At 72.5% G+C, this 14,011-nt stretch carries 16 protein-coding genes; 15 read left to right on the forward strand and 1 reads right to left on the reverse strand.

Annotation, left to right across the window (positions count from 1 at the left end; genetic code table 11):
- Positions 1-69 precede the first annotated feature (69 nt).
- A complete protein-coding gene (locus A4A78_RS10895; protein ID WP_062949125.1) occupies positions 70-1,023 on the reverse strand; it encodes a LysR family transcriptional regulator in 954 nt (317 codons plus the stop codon).
- Between the two features lie 98 nt (positions 1,024-1,121).
- Here A4A78_RS10895 and ffh point away from each other — a divergent pair, with 98 nt between their 5' ends.
- The 15 genes from ffh to A4A78_RS10970 all read left to right on the forward strand — a co-directional run bounded on the left by ffh (position 1,122) and on the right by A4A78_RS10970 (position 14,011).
- Positions 1,122-2,735 (forward strand): signal recognition particle protein, encoded by a 1,614-nt coding sequence (gene ffh, locus A4A78_RS10900; RefSeq protein WP_062949127.1) that lies wholly within the window; start codon positions 1,122-1,124, stop codon positions 2,733-2,735.
- A 324-nt stretch (positions 2,736-3,059) separates the two neighbouring features.
- Entirely contained in the window at positions 3,060-3,965 is a 906-nt protein-coding gene (locus A4A78_RS10905; RefSeq protein WP_062949129.1) for a DUF559 domain-containing protein, read from the forward strand.
- 144 nt (positions 3,966-4,109) lie between these two features.
- Positions 4,110-5,231 carry an amidohydrolase family protein gene (locus A4A78_RS10910; RefSeq protein ID WP_062949131.1) on the forward strand — a complete coding sequence of 374 codons (1,122 nt, stop codon included), beginning with the start codon at positions 4,110-4,112 and terminating at the stop codon, positions 5,229-5,231.
- Between the two features lie 222 nt (positions 5,232-5,453).
- A complete protein-coding gene (locus A4A78_RS10915) occupies positions 5,454-6,881 on the forward strand; it encodes an Nramp family divalent metal transporter (protein ID WP_062949133.1) in 1,428 nt (475 codons plus the stop codon).
- Between the two features lie 242 nt (positions 6,882-7,123).
- Complete coding sequence (gene rpsP, locus A4A78_RS10920) at positions 7,124-7,606, forward strand: 30S ribosomal protein S16 (RefSeq protein ID WP_062949135.1); 483 nt, start codon at positions 7,124-7,126, stop codon at positions 7,604-7,606.
- A 1-nt stretch (position 7,607) separates the two neighbouring features.
- Positions 7,608-7,850 carry an RNA-binding protein gene (locus tag A4A78_RS10925; protein ID WP_010551342.1) on the forward strand — a complete coding sequence of 81 codons (243 nt, stop codon included), beginning with the start codon at positions 7,608-7,610 and terminating at the stop codon, positions 7,848-7,850.
- 43 nt (positions 7,851-7,893) lie between these two features.
- Positions 7,894-8,886 (forward strand): hypothetical protein, encoded by a 993-nt coding sequence (locus tag A4A78_RS10930; RefSeq protein ID WP_231881019.1) that lies wholly within the window; start codon positions 7,894-7,896, stop codon positions 8,884-8,886.
- Entirely contained in the window at positions 8,883-9,467 is a 585-nt protein-coding gene (gene rimM, locus A4A78_RS10935; RefSeq protein WP_062949139.1) for a ribosome maturation factor RimM, read from the forward strand. Before A4A78_RS10930 ends, rimM begins: the two co-directional genes overlap by 4 nt.
- Positions 9,468-9,474: 7 nt before the next feature.
- The gene (gene trmD, locus A4A78_RS10940) at positions 9,475-10,203 is read left to right on the forward strand and encodes a tRNA (guanosine(37)-N1)-methyltransferase TrmD (protein ID WP_062949141.1); all 729 of its coding nucleotides are present in this window, start codon (positions 9,475-9,477) and stop codon (positions 10,201-10,203) included.
- Positions 10,204-10,557: 354 nt separating this feature from the next.
- Entirely contained in the window at positions 10,558-10,908 is a 351-nt protein-coding gene (rplS, locus tag A4A78_RS10945) for a 50S ribosomal protein L19 (protein ID WP_010551346.1), read from the forward strand.
- Positions 10,909-10,936: 28 nt separating this feature from the next.
- Positions 10,937-11,506, forward strand: coding sequence for a signal peptidase I (gene lepB, locus A4A78_RS10950; protein WP_062949144.1), 570 nt, complete (start codon positions 10,937-10,939; stop codon positions 11,504-11,506).
- Positions 11,507-11,537: 31 nt separating this feature from the next.
- A complete protein-coding gene (lepB, locus tag A4A78_RS10955; RefSeq protein ID WP_062949146.1) occupies positions 11,538-12,374 on the forward strand; it encodes a signal peptidase I in 837 nt (278 codons plus the stop codon).
- The gene (locus A4A78_RS10960; protein ID WP_062949148.1) at positions 12,371-13,153 is read left to right on the forward strand and encodes a ribonuclease HII; all 783 of its coding nucleotides are present in this window, start codon (positions 12,371-12,373) and stop codon (positions 13,151-13,153) included. The genes lepB (A4A78_RS10955) and A4A78_RS10960 overlap by 4 nt, the downstream gene beginning before the upstream one ends.
- Entirely contained in the window at positions 13,150-13,452 is a 303-nt protein-coding gene (locus A4A78_RS10965; protein ID WP_010551350.1) for a DUF2469 domain-containing protein, read from the forward strand. The genes A4A78_RS10960 and A4A78_RS10965 overlap by 4 nt, the downstream gene beginning before the upstream one ends.
- A 112-nt stretch (positions 13,453-13,564) precedes the next feature.
- Positions 13,565-14,011: a YraN family protein gene (locus A4A78_RS10970; RefSeq protein WP_082835298.1), complete on the forward strand. Its 447-nt coding sequence runs from the start codon at positions 13,565-13,567 to the stop codon at positions 14,009-14,011.

The raw sequence follows: 14,011 nt of genomic DNA on the forward strand, positions 1-14,011 counted from the left end.
TGTCGGCGGGGCGCTCGCCATGGCGGGGACGGCCCGGTCGCAGGGGCTCCGGCGGCGGCGGAGCGGCCGCTACGACAGCGGCTCGACCCCGAAGCTCGCGACCACCTCGCGCATCTCGGCGACGAACCGCTCCGCCTGACCGGTCAGCGGCGCGGAGGCATGCCCGATCCAGCCGATCTCGATGCGCTCGTCCACCTCGAGCGGCACGGCCACGATGGACGGGTCCAGGTCGTCGGAGACGATGCCGGTGGAGATCGTGTAGCCGTCCAGCCCGATCATCAGGTTGAAGATCGTGGCCCGGTCGCTGACCCGGATGTCCTGCGCGGCCGAGCGCGTGGAGAGGATCTCCTCGGCGAAGTAGAAGGAGTTGTCGGTGCCCTGGTCGAAGGTGAGCCGGGGCAGGCCCTCGAGGTCCTCGAGAGTGACCCGTCGGCGGGAGGCCAGCGGGTTCGTGCGGGCGACGAAGATGTGCGGGCTCGCCAGGAACAGGGGAGTGAAGACGAGCTCGGAGTCGCGCAGCAGCTTGTCGATGACCTTGCGGTTGAAGTCACTGCGGTAGAGGACGCCGAGCTCGCTGCGCAGCGTCCGCACGTCCTCGATGATGTCCGCGGTGCGGGTCTCGCGCAGCGTGAACGCGTACTCCGCCGCCCCCGAGGCCTTCACCATCCGCACGAACGCCTCGACCACGAAGGAGTAGTGCTGCGCGGAGACCGCCAGCAGGCGGCGGGCCGGAGGGCGTCCCAGATAGCGGTGCTCGAGCAGCTCGGCCTGCTCGACCACCTGGCGGGCGTAGCCGAGGAACTCGATGCCGTCCTCGGTGAGGGCCGCACCGCGCACGGAGCGGCGCAGCAGCACGCGCCCCACCCGGCGCTCGAGGTCCTTCATCGCGGCGGACATCGTCGGCTGCGACACCTGGAGCAGGTCCGCCGCCGCGGTGATCGACCCCTCTGCGGCGACCTCGACGAAGTAGCGCAGCTGCTGCAGTGTGATCCCGTGCGCCGTCCCGACGCCCCCGCGTGCCATCGGTGCAGGTTAGCTCACCGTGGGCCGGGGGAGGGCTCGGGAGTGCGCGGCCCAGCCTCTACACTGGTGCGGTCCGACCGACCAAGGGGAAGCGCTTCGTGTTCAACAACCTCTCCGACCGCATCACAGAGTCGCTCAAGGGCCTGCGTGGCCACGGCCGCCTCAGCGAGGCGGACGTCGACAAGACGATCCGCGAAATCCGTCGAGCCCTGCTCGACGCCGACGTCGCGGTGTCCGTGGTGCGCACCTTCACCGCCGCGGTGCGCGAGCGCGCCCTCGGCGAGGAGGTCTCCAAGGCGCTCAACCCCGCCCAGCAGGTCGTCAAGATCGTCAACGACGAGCTGGTGCAGGTCCTCGGCGGCGAGGCCCGCGACCTGAACTGGTCGAAGAACCCGCCCACGGTCATCATGCTCGCCGGCCTCCAGGGCGCCGGCAAGACGACCCTCGCCGGCAAGCTCGCGCAGTGGATGAAGTCCGAGGGCCACACGCCGCTGCTGATCGCCGCGGACCTCCAGCGCCCCAACGCCGTGAACCAGCTGCAGATCGTCGGCGAGCGCGCGGGCGTGCCCGTCTTCGCCCCCGAGCCGGGCAACGGCGTGGGCGATCCGGTCCTGGTCGCGATGAACGGCGTCTCCACCGCGCAGTTCCAGCAGCACGACGTGGTCATCGTCGACACCGCCGGCCGCCTCGGCATCGACGAGGAGATGATGCAGCAGGCGCGGGACATCCGCGACGCCGTGGGTCCTCACGAGACCCTCTTCGTCGTCGACGCGATGATCGGCCAGGACGCCGCCCGGGTCGCCGAGGCGTTCCGCGACGGCGTCGGCTTCACCGGCGTGGTCCTCTCCAAGCTCGACGGCGACGCGCGCGGCGGTGCGGCGCTGTCCATCACCGGCGTCACCGAGCGCCCGATCCTCTTCGCGTCGACCGGCGAGAGCCTCGACGACTTCGAGCGCTTCCACCCGGACCGGATGGCCGGGCGCATCCTCGACATGGGCGACGTCATGACCCTGATCGAGCAGGCGGAGAAGGCCTTCGACCAGAAGGAGGCCGAGAAGACCGCGGCGAAGCTCGCCTCGGGCGAGGACTTCACCCTCGACGACTTCCTGAACCAGATGCAGCAGCTCAAGAACATGGGCAGCATCAAGAAGATGCTCGGCATGCTGCCGAACATGGGGCAGTACCGCGAGGCGCTGGACAACTTCGACGAGTCCGAGATCGGGAGGATCGAGGCGATCATCCGCTCGATGACCCCCGAGGAGCGCAGCAACCCCAAGATCATCAACGGCTCGCGCCGCAACCGCATCGCCCGGGGCTCCGGCACCACCGTCCAGCAGATCAACCAGCTGCTCGAGCGGTTCAAGCAGGCCCAGCAGATGATGCGCACCATGGGCCGCGGCATGGCCGGCGGCGGCGGCGGAGGCATGCCGGGGATGCCCGGCGGTCCCGGCATGGGCATGGGCAAGAAGTCTCGCGGCCGGCAGGCCCCGCAGCGCCCCCAGGGCAAGAAGTCGAAGTCGAAGAACCCCGCCAAGGCCGCGCGCGAGCAGGCCGAGGCCGCCAAGCGCGCCGCGGAGGGCGGTGGCCAGGGCGGCTCCGCCTTCGGCGCGGGGGCCGCGAAGGGCGGCCAGGGTGGCGGTCAGCCGGACCTGTCCGACTTCGACCCCAGCCAGCTCCCGCCCGAGATGCAGAAGCTCCTCGGCGGCAAGTGACCCCGCGGCGCTGAGTGCCCTCCGGGCGCGGCGCCGGCTGGCAGTTCGACCTCCGGTACCAGTTCCGCCCGGCACTTCGACGCCCGGTACCGGTCACGCCGGGTTGTTCGACGCCCGGTACCAGTTACGCGGAGTTGTTCGACGCCCGGTACCGGTTTTCCGGTACCTCCCGTCGAACAACTGCACAGAGTCGGCCAGGGGCACGCCGGCACTGACGCGATCCGCGAGCTCCGTGCGGGACGACCGTTCCTCCCCACAGCGTGGTCGTCCCCAGCATCGACCGGAGCCGGTGCCGGGTGACGTGAGAGAGCTACGGTCCCGGCCATGGGACTGAGACCGGAGGATCTGCAGCGGGGCGAGGTGTACCGACGCGAGTGGCTCCTCGAGCACGGGATGCACCGGCGCCATCTCCACTCGCCCGCGATGACCCGCGTGCTCCCTACCTTCTACACGCGCACCGACCACCCGGCCGACCTTCGACGGGTGGTCCTCGCGGCTCAGGAGCTCCTCGGGTGCCCGTCGGTCGTCTCGGGGGCGACCGCCGCCGAGCTGTTCGGTGTCCGTCTGCCCCGGCGGGCTCGACGAGAGGGCGGTGCGCGCGTGCACCTGAGCACCAGCGAGGGCAGCTCCCCGCGGCGCAGCGAGACGCTCGTCGTCCATCGGCGCGCCGCGTCCCCGACCGTCGACCTCCACGGCGTGACCATGGTCGATCCGCTGACAGCGCTGCAGGAGATCGCCGTCGGCCTCACGCTCGACGAGCTCGTCATCGCCGTCGACTCGCTGGTCGCGGACCGCTTCGGGACTGCATGGCGCATCCCTATGACCGAGGTGAGAGAGCGGGCCGGCAAGGCACGCGGCCGCGGGGCATCACGGCTGAGGGACGCCGTCGCGCTGGCCCGGGAGCGCGTCTGGTCTCCGCAGGAGACTCAGATGCATCTGCTGCTGATGCGGTGCGGACGGCCCGTCACCGCGATGAACCACGAGGTGGTCGACCCCACGACCGGCATCGTCTACTACGCCGACCTCGCCTATCCGGATCGGCGCATCGCCATCGAGTACGACGGCGGCGACCACCTGACGAGCCCTGACCGGGTGAAGCACGATCACCACAAGAGCGCCGTGCTGACCGCCGAGGGGTGGACGGTCATCCGGGTGCACGCGGAGGACCTCCACGAGCCGACCGACTTCTTCCTTCGCCTCGATGCCGCGTGGGGTGCAGAGGCCGCGTAGTCATCGACATGGGGCTGAACTTCTCCGTCGACGCCGACGCCTGTCGCTCTGGCCGAGTCCAGCTGCACGTGCCGTGCCCCGCTGTTCGAGGCCGAACCCGGTGGGACGCCTCGGTCCCGGTCCCGGATCGATAGGCTCGGCGGCATGAGCACCACCGATGTCGCCGAGGCCACCGCACCGATCCTCCGCCTGCGCGGACCGATCCTGCTCGGCGCCGAGGAGGAGGTCGACGGCGCCTGGGTCGTCGGCGGCCGGATCCACCACGAGAAGCCCGAGCTTCCCGCCGGCGCGGAGGTCCGCGAGATCGACGGCTTCGTGATCCCCGGACTCGCCGATCTGCACTGCCACCTCGGCATCGCCGACGGGGGAGGGGGCACCACCCTGGCCGAGGCGCGCGAGCAGGCCCTCGTCGACCGCGACTCCGGGGTGCTGCTGATCCGCGACGCCGGCTCGATCATCGACAACTCCCCGCTGCAGCAGCAGGACGACCTGCCGCGGCTGATCCGCTGCGGCCGCCATCTCGCCCGCACCCGCCGCTACCTGATCGGCTACGCCGACGAGCTCGAGCCCGAAGACCTGCCCGCCGCCGTCACCCGCGAGGCCGGCCGCGGGGACGGCTGGGTCAAGCTCGTCGGCGACTGGATCGACCGCGGCGTCGGCGATCTGACCCCGTGCTGGGAGGCGCAGGACTTCGTCGCCGCGGCCGACGCCGCCCACGCCGCGGGCGCCCGGATTACCACCCACACCTTCGACGAGGAGACCCTCCCGCTCGTGCTCGACGCGGGCTTCGACTGCCTCGAGCACGCCACGGGCCTGACCGACGAGACGATCCGCCGTGTCGCCGAGGCGGGAATCCCGGTGGTGACCACGCTGGTGAACGTCGACGAGTTCGAGACCTACGCCTCCCAGGGCGAGAAGAAGTTCCCCGCCTATGCCGCGCACATGCGCCGTCTGCGCGCCGACCGCTACGACCGCACCCGCGACGCCCATGACGCCGGGGTCCCGCTGCTGGTCGGCACCGATTCCGGGGGAGTGCTCGGCCACGGCATCATCCACGACGAGCTCGACGAGCTCGACGCCGCCGGGCTTTCCGCGATCGAGATCCTCGAGGCCGCGGCCTGGGCACCCCGCCGCTTCCTCGGCGTCCCCGGGCTCGAGGACGGCGCCCCGGCTGACCTGCTCGTCGCCCCCTCCGACCCGCGCGAGGACCATCGGATCCTGCGCGAGCGCAGCCACGTGGTGCTCGGCGGTCGAGTGGTCGCGTGACCTGACCGTCCGAGCGGCCTACCGACAGGAATCGTCGCGGCCGGCCGAGCCGGCCGAGCCGGGCGGCCGGACGAGCGGGACGGGTCTGGCCCGGCCGACGGACGGAACCCCGCCGTCCGAGCGGCGCCGGCCGCAGGGCCCGAACCAGGCAGAGCGGACGACCTCGCGCCGTTCGACCGCGTCACGCGGTGATCCAGGGCACACGACCGTTATCGTGCCTGGATGCACCCCGACGACGCAGAGCAGCCCACCGGATCGCAGCCCGCCGGCCGACGACGCGCCGTGCGCGGCTCCGCTCCCGACCCCGCCGCGGACGGCCCGTCCGATGCTCCGCAGGATCCCGGCGCCGGCGCCGAAGCCGGTGCCGCCGCCGAGGACGCCCAGGGCGCGCCGCCGCGCTGGAAGCTCGTCGGCCCGGGCCTCGTCGTCGCCGCGACCGGCATCGGCGCCGGCGACCTCGTCGCGACCCTGGTCGCCGGCTCCCGCTACGGCTACGCGCTCCTGTGGGCCGCGGTCGCCGGCGTGATCATCAAGATCGTGCTGGTCGAGGGAGCGGGGCGCTGGACCCTCGCCACCGGCCACTCGATCTTCGAGGGCTGGCGCCGCGTGGGCCGCTGGACCTCCTGGTACTTCGGCCCGTACATCATGATCTGGGGCTTCGTGTACGGCGCGACAGCGATGAGCGCCTCCGCCCTCCCGCTCGCGGCCCTCGTCCCGCAGCTGCCCGTGCTCGGGGGCATCGGCTGGATCGCGGACATGCCGTTCATCGTCTACGCGATCCTCTCCGGGCTGATCGGCGCGGGGCTCGTCTGGGTGGGGCGCTACCACGCGCTCGAGAAGATCGTCGCGGTGCTCGTTGGCCTGATGTTCCTGACCGTCGTGGGCGCCGCCGTGGTCACCCTCCCGAACCTCGGCGAGGTGCTCGGCGGGCTCGTGCCCCGCATCCCCGAGGGAGGGCTCGTCTACACGCTGTCCATCGCCGGAGGCGTCGGCGGCACGATCACGCTGGCCGCCTACGGCTACTGGCTGAAGGAGAAGGGGTGGTCGACGCCGCGGTGGATGCGGGTGATGCGGATCGACAACGCGATGGCGTACGTCATCTCCGGCATCTTCGTGATCGCCATGCTGGTCGTCGGCGCGGAGCTGCTGTACTCCTCCTCGATCGCGATCGACGAGGGTGACCGGGGCCTGCTCGACCTCGCCGAGGTGCTCGCCTCCCGCTACGGCACCGCCTTCAGCTGGATCTTCCTGATCGGCTTCTGGGCCTCGTCCTTCTCCTCCGTGCTCGGAGTGTGGAACGGCGTTTCGGTGATGTTCGCGGACTTCTGGGGGCACGTGCGCGGCAAGGCCGAGGAGCATCCCGACCGCGGGATCGGCGGGAAGTACTACCGCTTCTACGTGCTGTGGCTGACCTTCCCACCGATGCTGCTGCTCCTGCTCGGAAAGCCGGTGCAGGTGATCATCGCCTACGGTGTCCTCGGCGCGTTCTTCATGCCCTTCCTCGCGATCACGCTGCTGGTGCTGATGAACTCGTCGCACATGCCGCACCGGTGGCGCAACGGGCCGATCCTGAACATCGCGCTCGGGGTGGTGACGCTGCTGTTCGTGGTGCTCGGTGCGAACCAGCTGATCGAGGCGTTCTCCGGCTGAGGCCGACGGCCCCGTCTGCCCGGCGCGCCGAGGTCGGCCCCGCCCTTCGGACCGTTGTGCCCCGCCGCACAGGACGCGGGGTGGAACGGGGGAGGGGATCCCTGGCATAATCGTGCGCTGTATGCGTCCGGGCCGGCCCTCTACCCGTCCGGGAGCGACACCCCGAGAACCGTCAGCGCCCGCATCACCCCACAGGCTGCGGCGGGACTCACCCGAACATCCCTGAAGGAGAGTCCACCCACGTGGCTGTCAAGATCCGTCTGAAGCGCATGGGCAAGATCCGTGCACCGTTCTACCGCGTCGTGGTCGCCGATTCGCGCAAGAAGCGCGACGGCGCCGTGATCGAGGAGATCGGCAAGTACCACCCCACCGAGAACCCCTCGGTCATCGAGATCGACTCCGAGCGCGCCCAGTACTGGCTGGGCGTCGGCGCGCAGCCGTCCGAGCAGGTCGCTGCGCTGCTGAAGGTCACCGGCGACTGGGCGAAGTTCAAGGGCGAGGGCGACGCCGCCGGCTCCCTGCAGACCGCCGAGGCCAAGCAGACCGCCGAGGAGCGGATCGCGGAGGCCGACAAGGCCGCCTCCGAGTCCCGCGAGGGCGCGAAGAAGGCCAAGGAGTCCGAGAAGTCCGAGGAGTCCGAGACCCTCGAGGCCGGCTCCGAGGAGGCTCCGGCCGAGGGCGAGACCACCGAGGACGCCGAGGCCGCGGCGACCGACGAGGCCTGAGATGAGCGCCCGCGCCGAAGCGCTCGATCATCTGGTACGCGGCATCGTCGATGACCCCGACGCCGTGCGCGTCACGGAGAAGTCCACGCGTCGCGGCCCGCTGCTCGAGGTCCGGGTCGGCGCCGCCGACCTGGGACGCGTCATCGGCCGGTCCGGCCGCACCGCCCGTGCACTGCGCACGGTCACCGCGGCCCTCTCCGAGGACGACGTGCGGGTCGACATCGTCGACGTCGACCGTCGCTGAGGTGCCCCGCAGGCCCCTGAGGAGCGGCGCTGCCGAGCGGACCGTGAGGTCCCGGCAGCGCCGCTCCTCGTCGTCCGGGGGTCGAGCCCGCGCACACCGCGCCGCCCTCCCCGGCGCTGCCCTCGTCCTCGCGCTCGGCGGCTGTGCGACCGAGGGCCCCGGCGAGGAGCCGGAGGCGCCGTCGGCCGCGTCCGAGGAGGCGGACGCCGATCCCGCCCTCACCGCGGCCTGCACCGGCTTCTGGGGAGACCCCGAGTATGCGCGGCCGCTCTCCCGCGAGGTCCTCGACCGTGCCGGGAGCGCACCGGAGGTCGGCCCCTCCGATCCCGGCTTCTACGCCATGACCGGCGACGACGTCGAGGACCTCTTCGCCGACGCGCCCGAGGGTGCTCGAGCGGCCGCGACGGAGCTGGCCGACTGGTTCCGCACCCAGCCCGAACGCGGCGCCGAGGCCGACCGCGACACCTTCGCCGACGCGTTCGAAGGCGTCGCCGCCGCCTGCCAGGACGTCTCCGCCGCGGCGCTCTGGGCCGCCGGGGGAGGGGAAGCAGGCACCAAGCCCGCCGCTCTCGTCTGCGCCGACGTCTTCGACACCCCCGGCACCCTCACCCACTTCGCGAACTCGAACGTCCTGACCTCCAACATGTTCAAGCTCGTCGGCCTCTCCCCGCGCGAGGTCCCCTCCGACCGCACCGACGACCTCCGCGCGACCGCCGAGCTGCTGGACGCGCAGATCACCGTCGTGGACGACGACGCCGTGCGCACCGCCCTCGAGCAGGTCCGCGCCCCCTTCGCCGACGCCCTGGACGGCGACACCTGGTCCGACGGGCTCCAGGACCCGCTCGACCAGCTCTCGACCGCCTGCGCCGCGCAGGGCTACCACGCCCCGGCGCCCGCCGAGGAGGGAGGCGACGCCGTCGTCGGCGCCCCCGCCCCGGCAGATCCCTCCGCCCCGGCAGCTGCCGACGGCCCGGCCGACGGCTCTCCCGCCCACTTCGCAGCCCTTCCCGCCTTCTCGAACGGAGCTACCTCATGAGCACCCTCGACGTGATCGTCGCGACGATCGGCCGCGCCCACGGCCTGCGCGGCGAGGTCGCCCTCGTCCTGCGCACCGACCAGCCCGAGGAGCGCCTGAGCCCCGGCACCGCGTTCCAGGTCGAGGTCGCCGGTCGCTCCCGCACCCTCACCGTGGCCCGCACCCGCCTCCAGCAGGAGCGCTGGTACGCGAGCTTCGAGGAGGTCACGGACCGCACCGACGCCGAGTCGCTGCGCGGGGTGGACCTCGAGCTCGCGGTCGACGCCGAGGAGGAGGCCGCCGAGGACCCCGACGCCTGGTATCCCGCGCAGCTCAAGGGCCTCGCCGTCCGTCACGTCGACGGTCGCGAGCTCGGCGTGGTCGCGGGCGTGGACCACTACCCGGCGCAGGACCTCCTCGTCGTGCGCACCCCCGACCGGCGACGCGTGCAGCTGCCGCTGGTCGAGCAGCTCGTGCCCGAGGTCGACCTCGAGGCCGGCGTCGTCATCGCCGACCCGCCCGGCGGGCTGTTCGACGCGCTGCCCGAGGACGAGCAGGGCCCCGAGCCGGAGACCTCCGGCCCTGCCCGGACGGAGCGCTGAGCCCGCCGTGCGCATCGACGTCCTCACCATCTTCCCCGAGTACCTCGCCCCGCTCGAGCTCTCCCTCATCGGCAAGGCGCGACGCGACGGGCTCGTGGACCTGCACGTCCACGACCTGCGCAGCTGGACCCACGACCGCCACCGCACCGTGGACGACACCCCGCTCGGCGGCGGTGCCGGCATGGTGATGAAGCCCGAGCCGTGGGCGGAGGCCTTCGCCGCCGTGCGCGCCGAGGGACAGGCGGCGCTCGGCGCCGACACCGAGCCGCTGATCATCTTCCCCAACCCCGCCGGCACCCCCTTCGCCCAGGCCACCGCCCAGGAATGGTCCGAGTGCGAATGGCTGGTCCTCGCCTGCGGCCGCTACGAGGGGATCGACGAGCGGGTCTACGAGCACCTCGCCGACATCGGCTGCGAGGTCCACCTCGCCTCCCTCGGCGACTACGTGCTCAACGGCGGCGAGGTCGCGGTCCTCGCGATCACCGAGGCCGTGGTGCGGCTCGTCCCGGGCGTGGTCGGCAACGCCGAGTCCCTCGTCGAGGAGTCCCACTCCGACGGGCTGCTCGAGTACCCGCTCTACACCCGCCCCGCCCGCTGGGAGGACCCGGCCGGGGTGGTGCGGGAGGCGCCCGCGATCCTGCTCTCCGGCGACCACGGGAAGATCGCCGCCTGGCGGCGCGAGCAGTCGCTCGAGCGCACCCGGCAGCGCCGCCCCGATCTGCTCGACGAGGCCTGAGAGCGCCGTCCGGCCGCCGTCCGGCGCTCCGAGGACGCCGCGCCCGCGCCCCGGACGTGAGCGATCCGACAGCCCTCCACGGTGATCACCGGCACGAACGCCCCCGCGCGGGCTTGCCGCTCGATCCCGTGCGCTGGCAGAATGACCCCTCGTGCGCACCGCGCGCCTCTCTGCCTCAGGGGAGGGCGCATCACGCGGTCGGGCAGGTCCGTGGCGATGGGAGTCGCCGCCAGAGGCCCAGCACACCGGCACGGGGAGCCAGCTCCCCGCCGGATCGACGGTTCATGACGGGTCGCCCGCGAGGCGGCCCGACGAACGAGGCCGACGACCTGAGGCGGAGGCCAGGAGAGAGACATGCAGAAGCTCGACGAGCTCGACAAGGCGTCCCTGCGCGAGGACGTCCCCGCCTTCCGCGCCGGCGACAACGTCAAGGTGCACGTGAAGGTCATCGAGGGCAACCGCTCCCGAATCCAGGTCTTCCAGGGCTACGTCATCGGCCGCCAGGGCCACGGCGTGGGCGAGACCTTCCGCGTCCGCAAGATCTCCTTCGGCGTCGGCGTGGAGCGCGTGTTCCCCGTGCACGCCCCGACGGTCGACAAGATCGAGGTCGTCACCCGCGGTGACGTCCGCCGCGCGAAGCTGTACTACCTGCGCAACCTCACGGGCAAGAAGGCCCGCATCAAGGAGAAGCGCGACCACTCCTGATCCGCTCCCGGATCCCAGGATCACCCGCGTGAGCGCGGCGAGACGGCGACGGCCCCACCCGGTGGTGGCCGTCGCCGTCTGCGTCGTGCTGGCGCTGCTCGCGGTGCTTGCCCTGCGGCACTTCGTGGTCCAGCCCTTCCGCGTCCCGTCGGCCTCCATGGCCCCGACCCTCGAGGCCGGGGACGTGCTCCTGGCCGACCGCACGAGCGCCGGCGAGGCCGAGCGCGGGGACGTGGTCGTCTTCGACGGGAGGGGATACTTCGCCCCGTCGGCGGAGGACGGCGACCGCTACTGGGTCAAGCGGGTGATCGCCGTCGGCGGCGACTCCATCGCCTGCTGCGGCGACGACGGCGCCCTGCTGCTGAACGGCGAGGCGCTGGAGGAGCCCTACCTGCCGGGCGGCACGGCCCCCAGCACCACCGAGTTCGACCTCGTCGTCCCCGAGGGGCGCATGTTCGTGCTCGGCGACAACCGTCCCGACTCCACCGACTCCCGACACCTGCTCGGCGCCCCCGGCGGCGGGATGATCCCCGTGGATCGGGTGGTCGGCAGGGTCGAGCGGATCGTGTGGCCACCACCTCGTGGCGGCTCCCTCTGACTCCCAGCCCCCAGCGGCTATCCTTGCCGCGATGAATGCGTCCGACGAGAACCGCCGAGCTGGCTCCCCGACCGGGGACCCCGCTCCCGCCGAGGACGCCGCGCCCGCGACGACCGCGTCCGAGGGCAGCGCCCCGCAGGGCGACGACCGCCCCGCGTCGCCGGACCGCCCCGACGCCGAGGGTCGCACCCACCGCCGCAGGCAGCGGATGCCGCTGTGGCTGGACACCCTCGTGACCATGGTGGTCGCGCTGGTCATCGCCGTGCTCGTGAAGACCTTCCTGATCCAGCCGTTCTACATCCCCTCCGCCTCGATGAACCCCACGCTGCTGGAGGACGACAAGATCATCGTCTCCAAGCTCAGCCCTGGGGTGTTCGACCTCGAGCGCGGCGACGTCATCGTCTTCGAGGACCCGGCGGACTGGATCCCCGGCGACGCGACCGAGAACCCCACCCCCCGGGTGCGGGTCATGATGGCTCTGTCCCTCGTGGGACTCGCCCCCGACCCCTCCCAGGACCACCTGGTCAAGCGGCTGATCGGCCTGCCCGGCGATCACGTGATGTGCGAGGAGGAGGGCGCCGCCCTGCAGGTCAACGGCACCACCCTCGACGAGCCGTACATCAACCCGGAGACCCCCGCCTGCCAGGCGGCCTTCGACGTCACCGTCCCCGACGACAAGGTCTGGGTGATGGGCGACAACCGCTACGCCTCCGCGGACTCCGCCTGGCACGAGGTGCAGGGCGACGGCGGCTTCGTCGACGAGTCGGACATCACCGGCCGCGCCGAGGTCGTGTTCTGGCCCGCGAGCCGCTGGACCGGCCTCGGGGACGGGTCGGACGCGTTCGCCGACGTGCCCGACCAGCCGTGACCGCCCCCGCACCGACCCTCGACCTCGAACGCGAGCTCGCCCGCCGCGCGGGCCGCGGGCGCCGAGTCGTGGTGGGGCTGGACGAGGTGGGCCGAGGCGCCCTCGCCGGCCCCGTCGCCGTCGGCGCGGTCGCCCTCGAGATCACCGACGGCGAGGTCGCACCTCTGCCCGACGGGGTGAGGGACTCCAAGAAGCTCACCGCCCGCCGCCGCGAGGCGCTCGTCGCCCCGATCCGCGAGTCGGCGCTGGCCGGCGCCGTGGGCTGGGCGGAGGCGTACGAGGTCGACGAGATCGGGATCATGGCCGCCCTGACCCGCGCCGCGCTGCGCGCCCTCGAGGGGCTCGGTGTCGAGGCCGACGCGCTGCTGCTCGACGGGGACGCGGACGTGCTCACCCCGGCGCTGACCGCCGCGGAGCGCCCCGCGCCGCTGGTCCAGCTGCGGGTCGCCGCCGACCGGGACTGCGCGAGCGTGTCCGCGGCGAGCATCCTCGCGAAGGTCGCACGGGACGCGCGGATGGTCGAGCTGGACGCGGAGGCCCCCGAGTACGGCTGGGTCTCGAACAAGGGCTACGGCGCCGCGGTGCACCGCGCGGCGATCGACCGGATCGGCGTGCACGAGCACCATCGCCGCAGCTGGCGACTCGGCTCCGCGCCTGCCGCCGCCCGCACCGCCCGCCCCGGTCCGGCACCCGCCGCGGGCACCGGCCCGACGCCCGGCTCCGCTGGCGTACTGTGGGAGGGCCCGTGGAGCCCGCAGGACGAGGAGGAGCGCCGATGAGCAGCCAGGATCTCGAGAACTACGAGTCCGACCTCGAGCTCCAGCTCTTCCGTGAGTACCGCGACGTGGTCAGCCTGTTCACGTACGTCGTGGAGACGGAGCGCCGCTTCTACCTCGCCAACCAGGTGGACCTGCAGGTCCGCTCCGGCGGCGGCGAGGTGTTCTACGAGCTGCGCCTGGCGGACGTGTGGGTGTGGGACATCTACCGCTCCAACCGCTTCGTGCGCTCGGTGCGGGTGGTGACCTTCAAGGACGTCAACATCGAGGAGCTCAACAAGCAGGACATCTCCCTGCCCTGAGCCCGGGGCGCGGCCCTCCGACGCCGCGCGACCTCTCCTCCACAGCGCCCCGTCGTCCCCAGGATCTCGGGGCCGCTTCCCCGCCCGGGACGCTCCGGCGAGGCTGACGGGCATGAACAGCCTCGCTCCCGTCCCCGGCACCCCGCCCGCCTCCCGCCCCACCGACAGGCCCCGCCCGGCCCCGGCACCGCCCCGCGTGCGGGAGATGACCACCCTCGAGCTCGGACGCGCCGGGGAGGACCTCGCCGCCGACCACCTGGTGGCGTGCGGCTGGCAGATCGTGGAGCGGAACCTGCGGCTCGAGCACGGCGAGCTGGACATCGTCGCCCTCGCGCACACGACCCTCGTCTTCGTCGAGGTCAAGACCCGCCGCTCCTTCGTCACCGGGGTGCCGCAGGCCGCCGTCACCCCCGCGAAGCTGCGCAGGCTGCGCCGGCTGGCGGGGGAGTACCTCATGGAGCGCTCGACCCCGCACCGCGACGTGCGGATCGACGTGATCGCCGTGTACGCCCACCTGGACGGGGTCTTCTCCCTCGAGCACCTCGAAGGGGTGTACTGA

The organism is Brachybacterium sp. sponge (genome assembly GCF_001613775.1).
Lineage (GTDB): Bacteria > Actinomycetota > Actinomycetes > Actinomycetales > Dermabacteraceae > Brachybacterium > Brachybacterium conglomeratum.

What these genes read in the sequence shown, in the direction of transcription:
- A4A78_RS10895 (WP_062949125.1), bottom strand. Translation starts at nt 1,023, where the DNA reads ATGGCACGCGGGGGCGTCGGGACGGCGCACGGGATCACACTGCAGCAG.
- A4A78_RS10905 (WP_062949129.1), top strand. Translation starts at nt 3,060, where the DNA reads ATGGGACTGAGACCGGAGGATCTGCAGCGGGGCGAGGTGTACCGACGC.
- A4A78_RS10910 (WP_062949131.1), top strand. Translation starts at nt 4,110, where the DNA reads ATGAGCACCACCGATGTCGCCGAGGCCACCGCACCGATCCTCCGCCTG.
- A4A78_RS10915 (WP_062949133.1), top strand. Translation starts at nt 5,454, where the DNA reads ATGCACCCCGACGACGCAGAGCAGCCCACCGGATCGCAGCCCGCCGGC.
- A4A78_RS10925 (WP_010551342.1), top strand. Translation starts at nt 7,608, where the DNA reads ATGAGCGCCCGCGCCGAAGCGCTCGATCATCTGGTACGCGGCATCGTC.
- rimM (WP_062949139.1), top strand. Translation starts at nt 8,883, where the DNA reads ATGAGCACCCTCGACGTGATCGTCGCGACGATCGGCCGCGCCCACGGC.
- rplS (WP_010551346.1), top strand. Translation starts at nt 10,558, where the DNA reads ATGCAGAAGCTCGACGAGCTCGACAAGGCGTCCCTGCGCGAGGACGTC.
- lepB (WP_062949146.1), top strand. Translation starts at nt 11,538, where the DNA reads ATGAATGCGTCCGACGAGAACCGCCGAGCTGGCTCCCCGACCGGGGAC.
- A4A78_RS10965 (WP_010551350.1), top strand. Translation starts at nt 13,150, where the DNA reads ATGAGCAGCCAGGATCTCGAGAACTACGAGTCCGACCTCGAGCTCCAG.
- A4A78_RS10970 (WP_082835298.1), top strand. Translation starts at nt 13,565, where the DNA reads ATGAACAGCCTCGCTCCCGTCCCCGGCACCCCGCCCGCCTCCCGCCCC.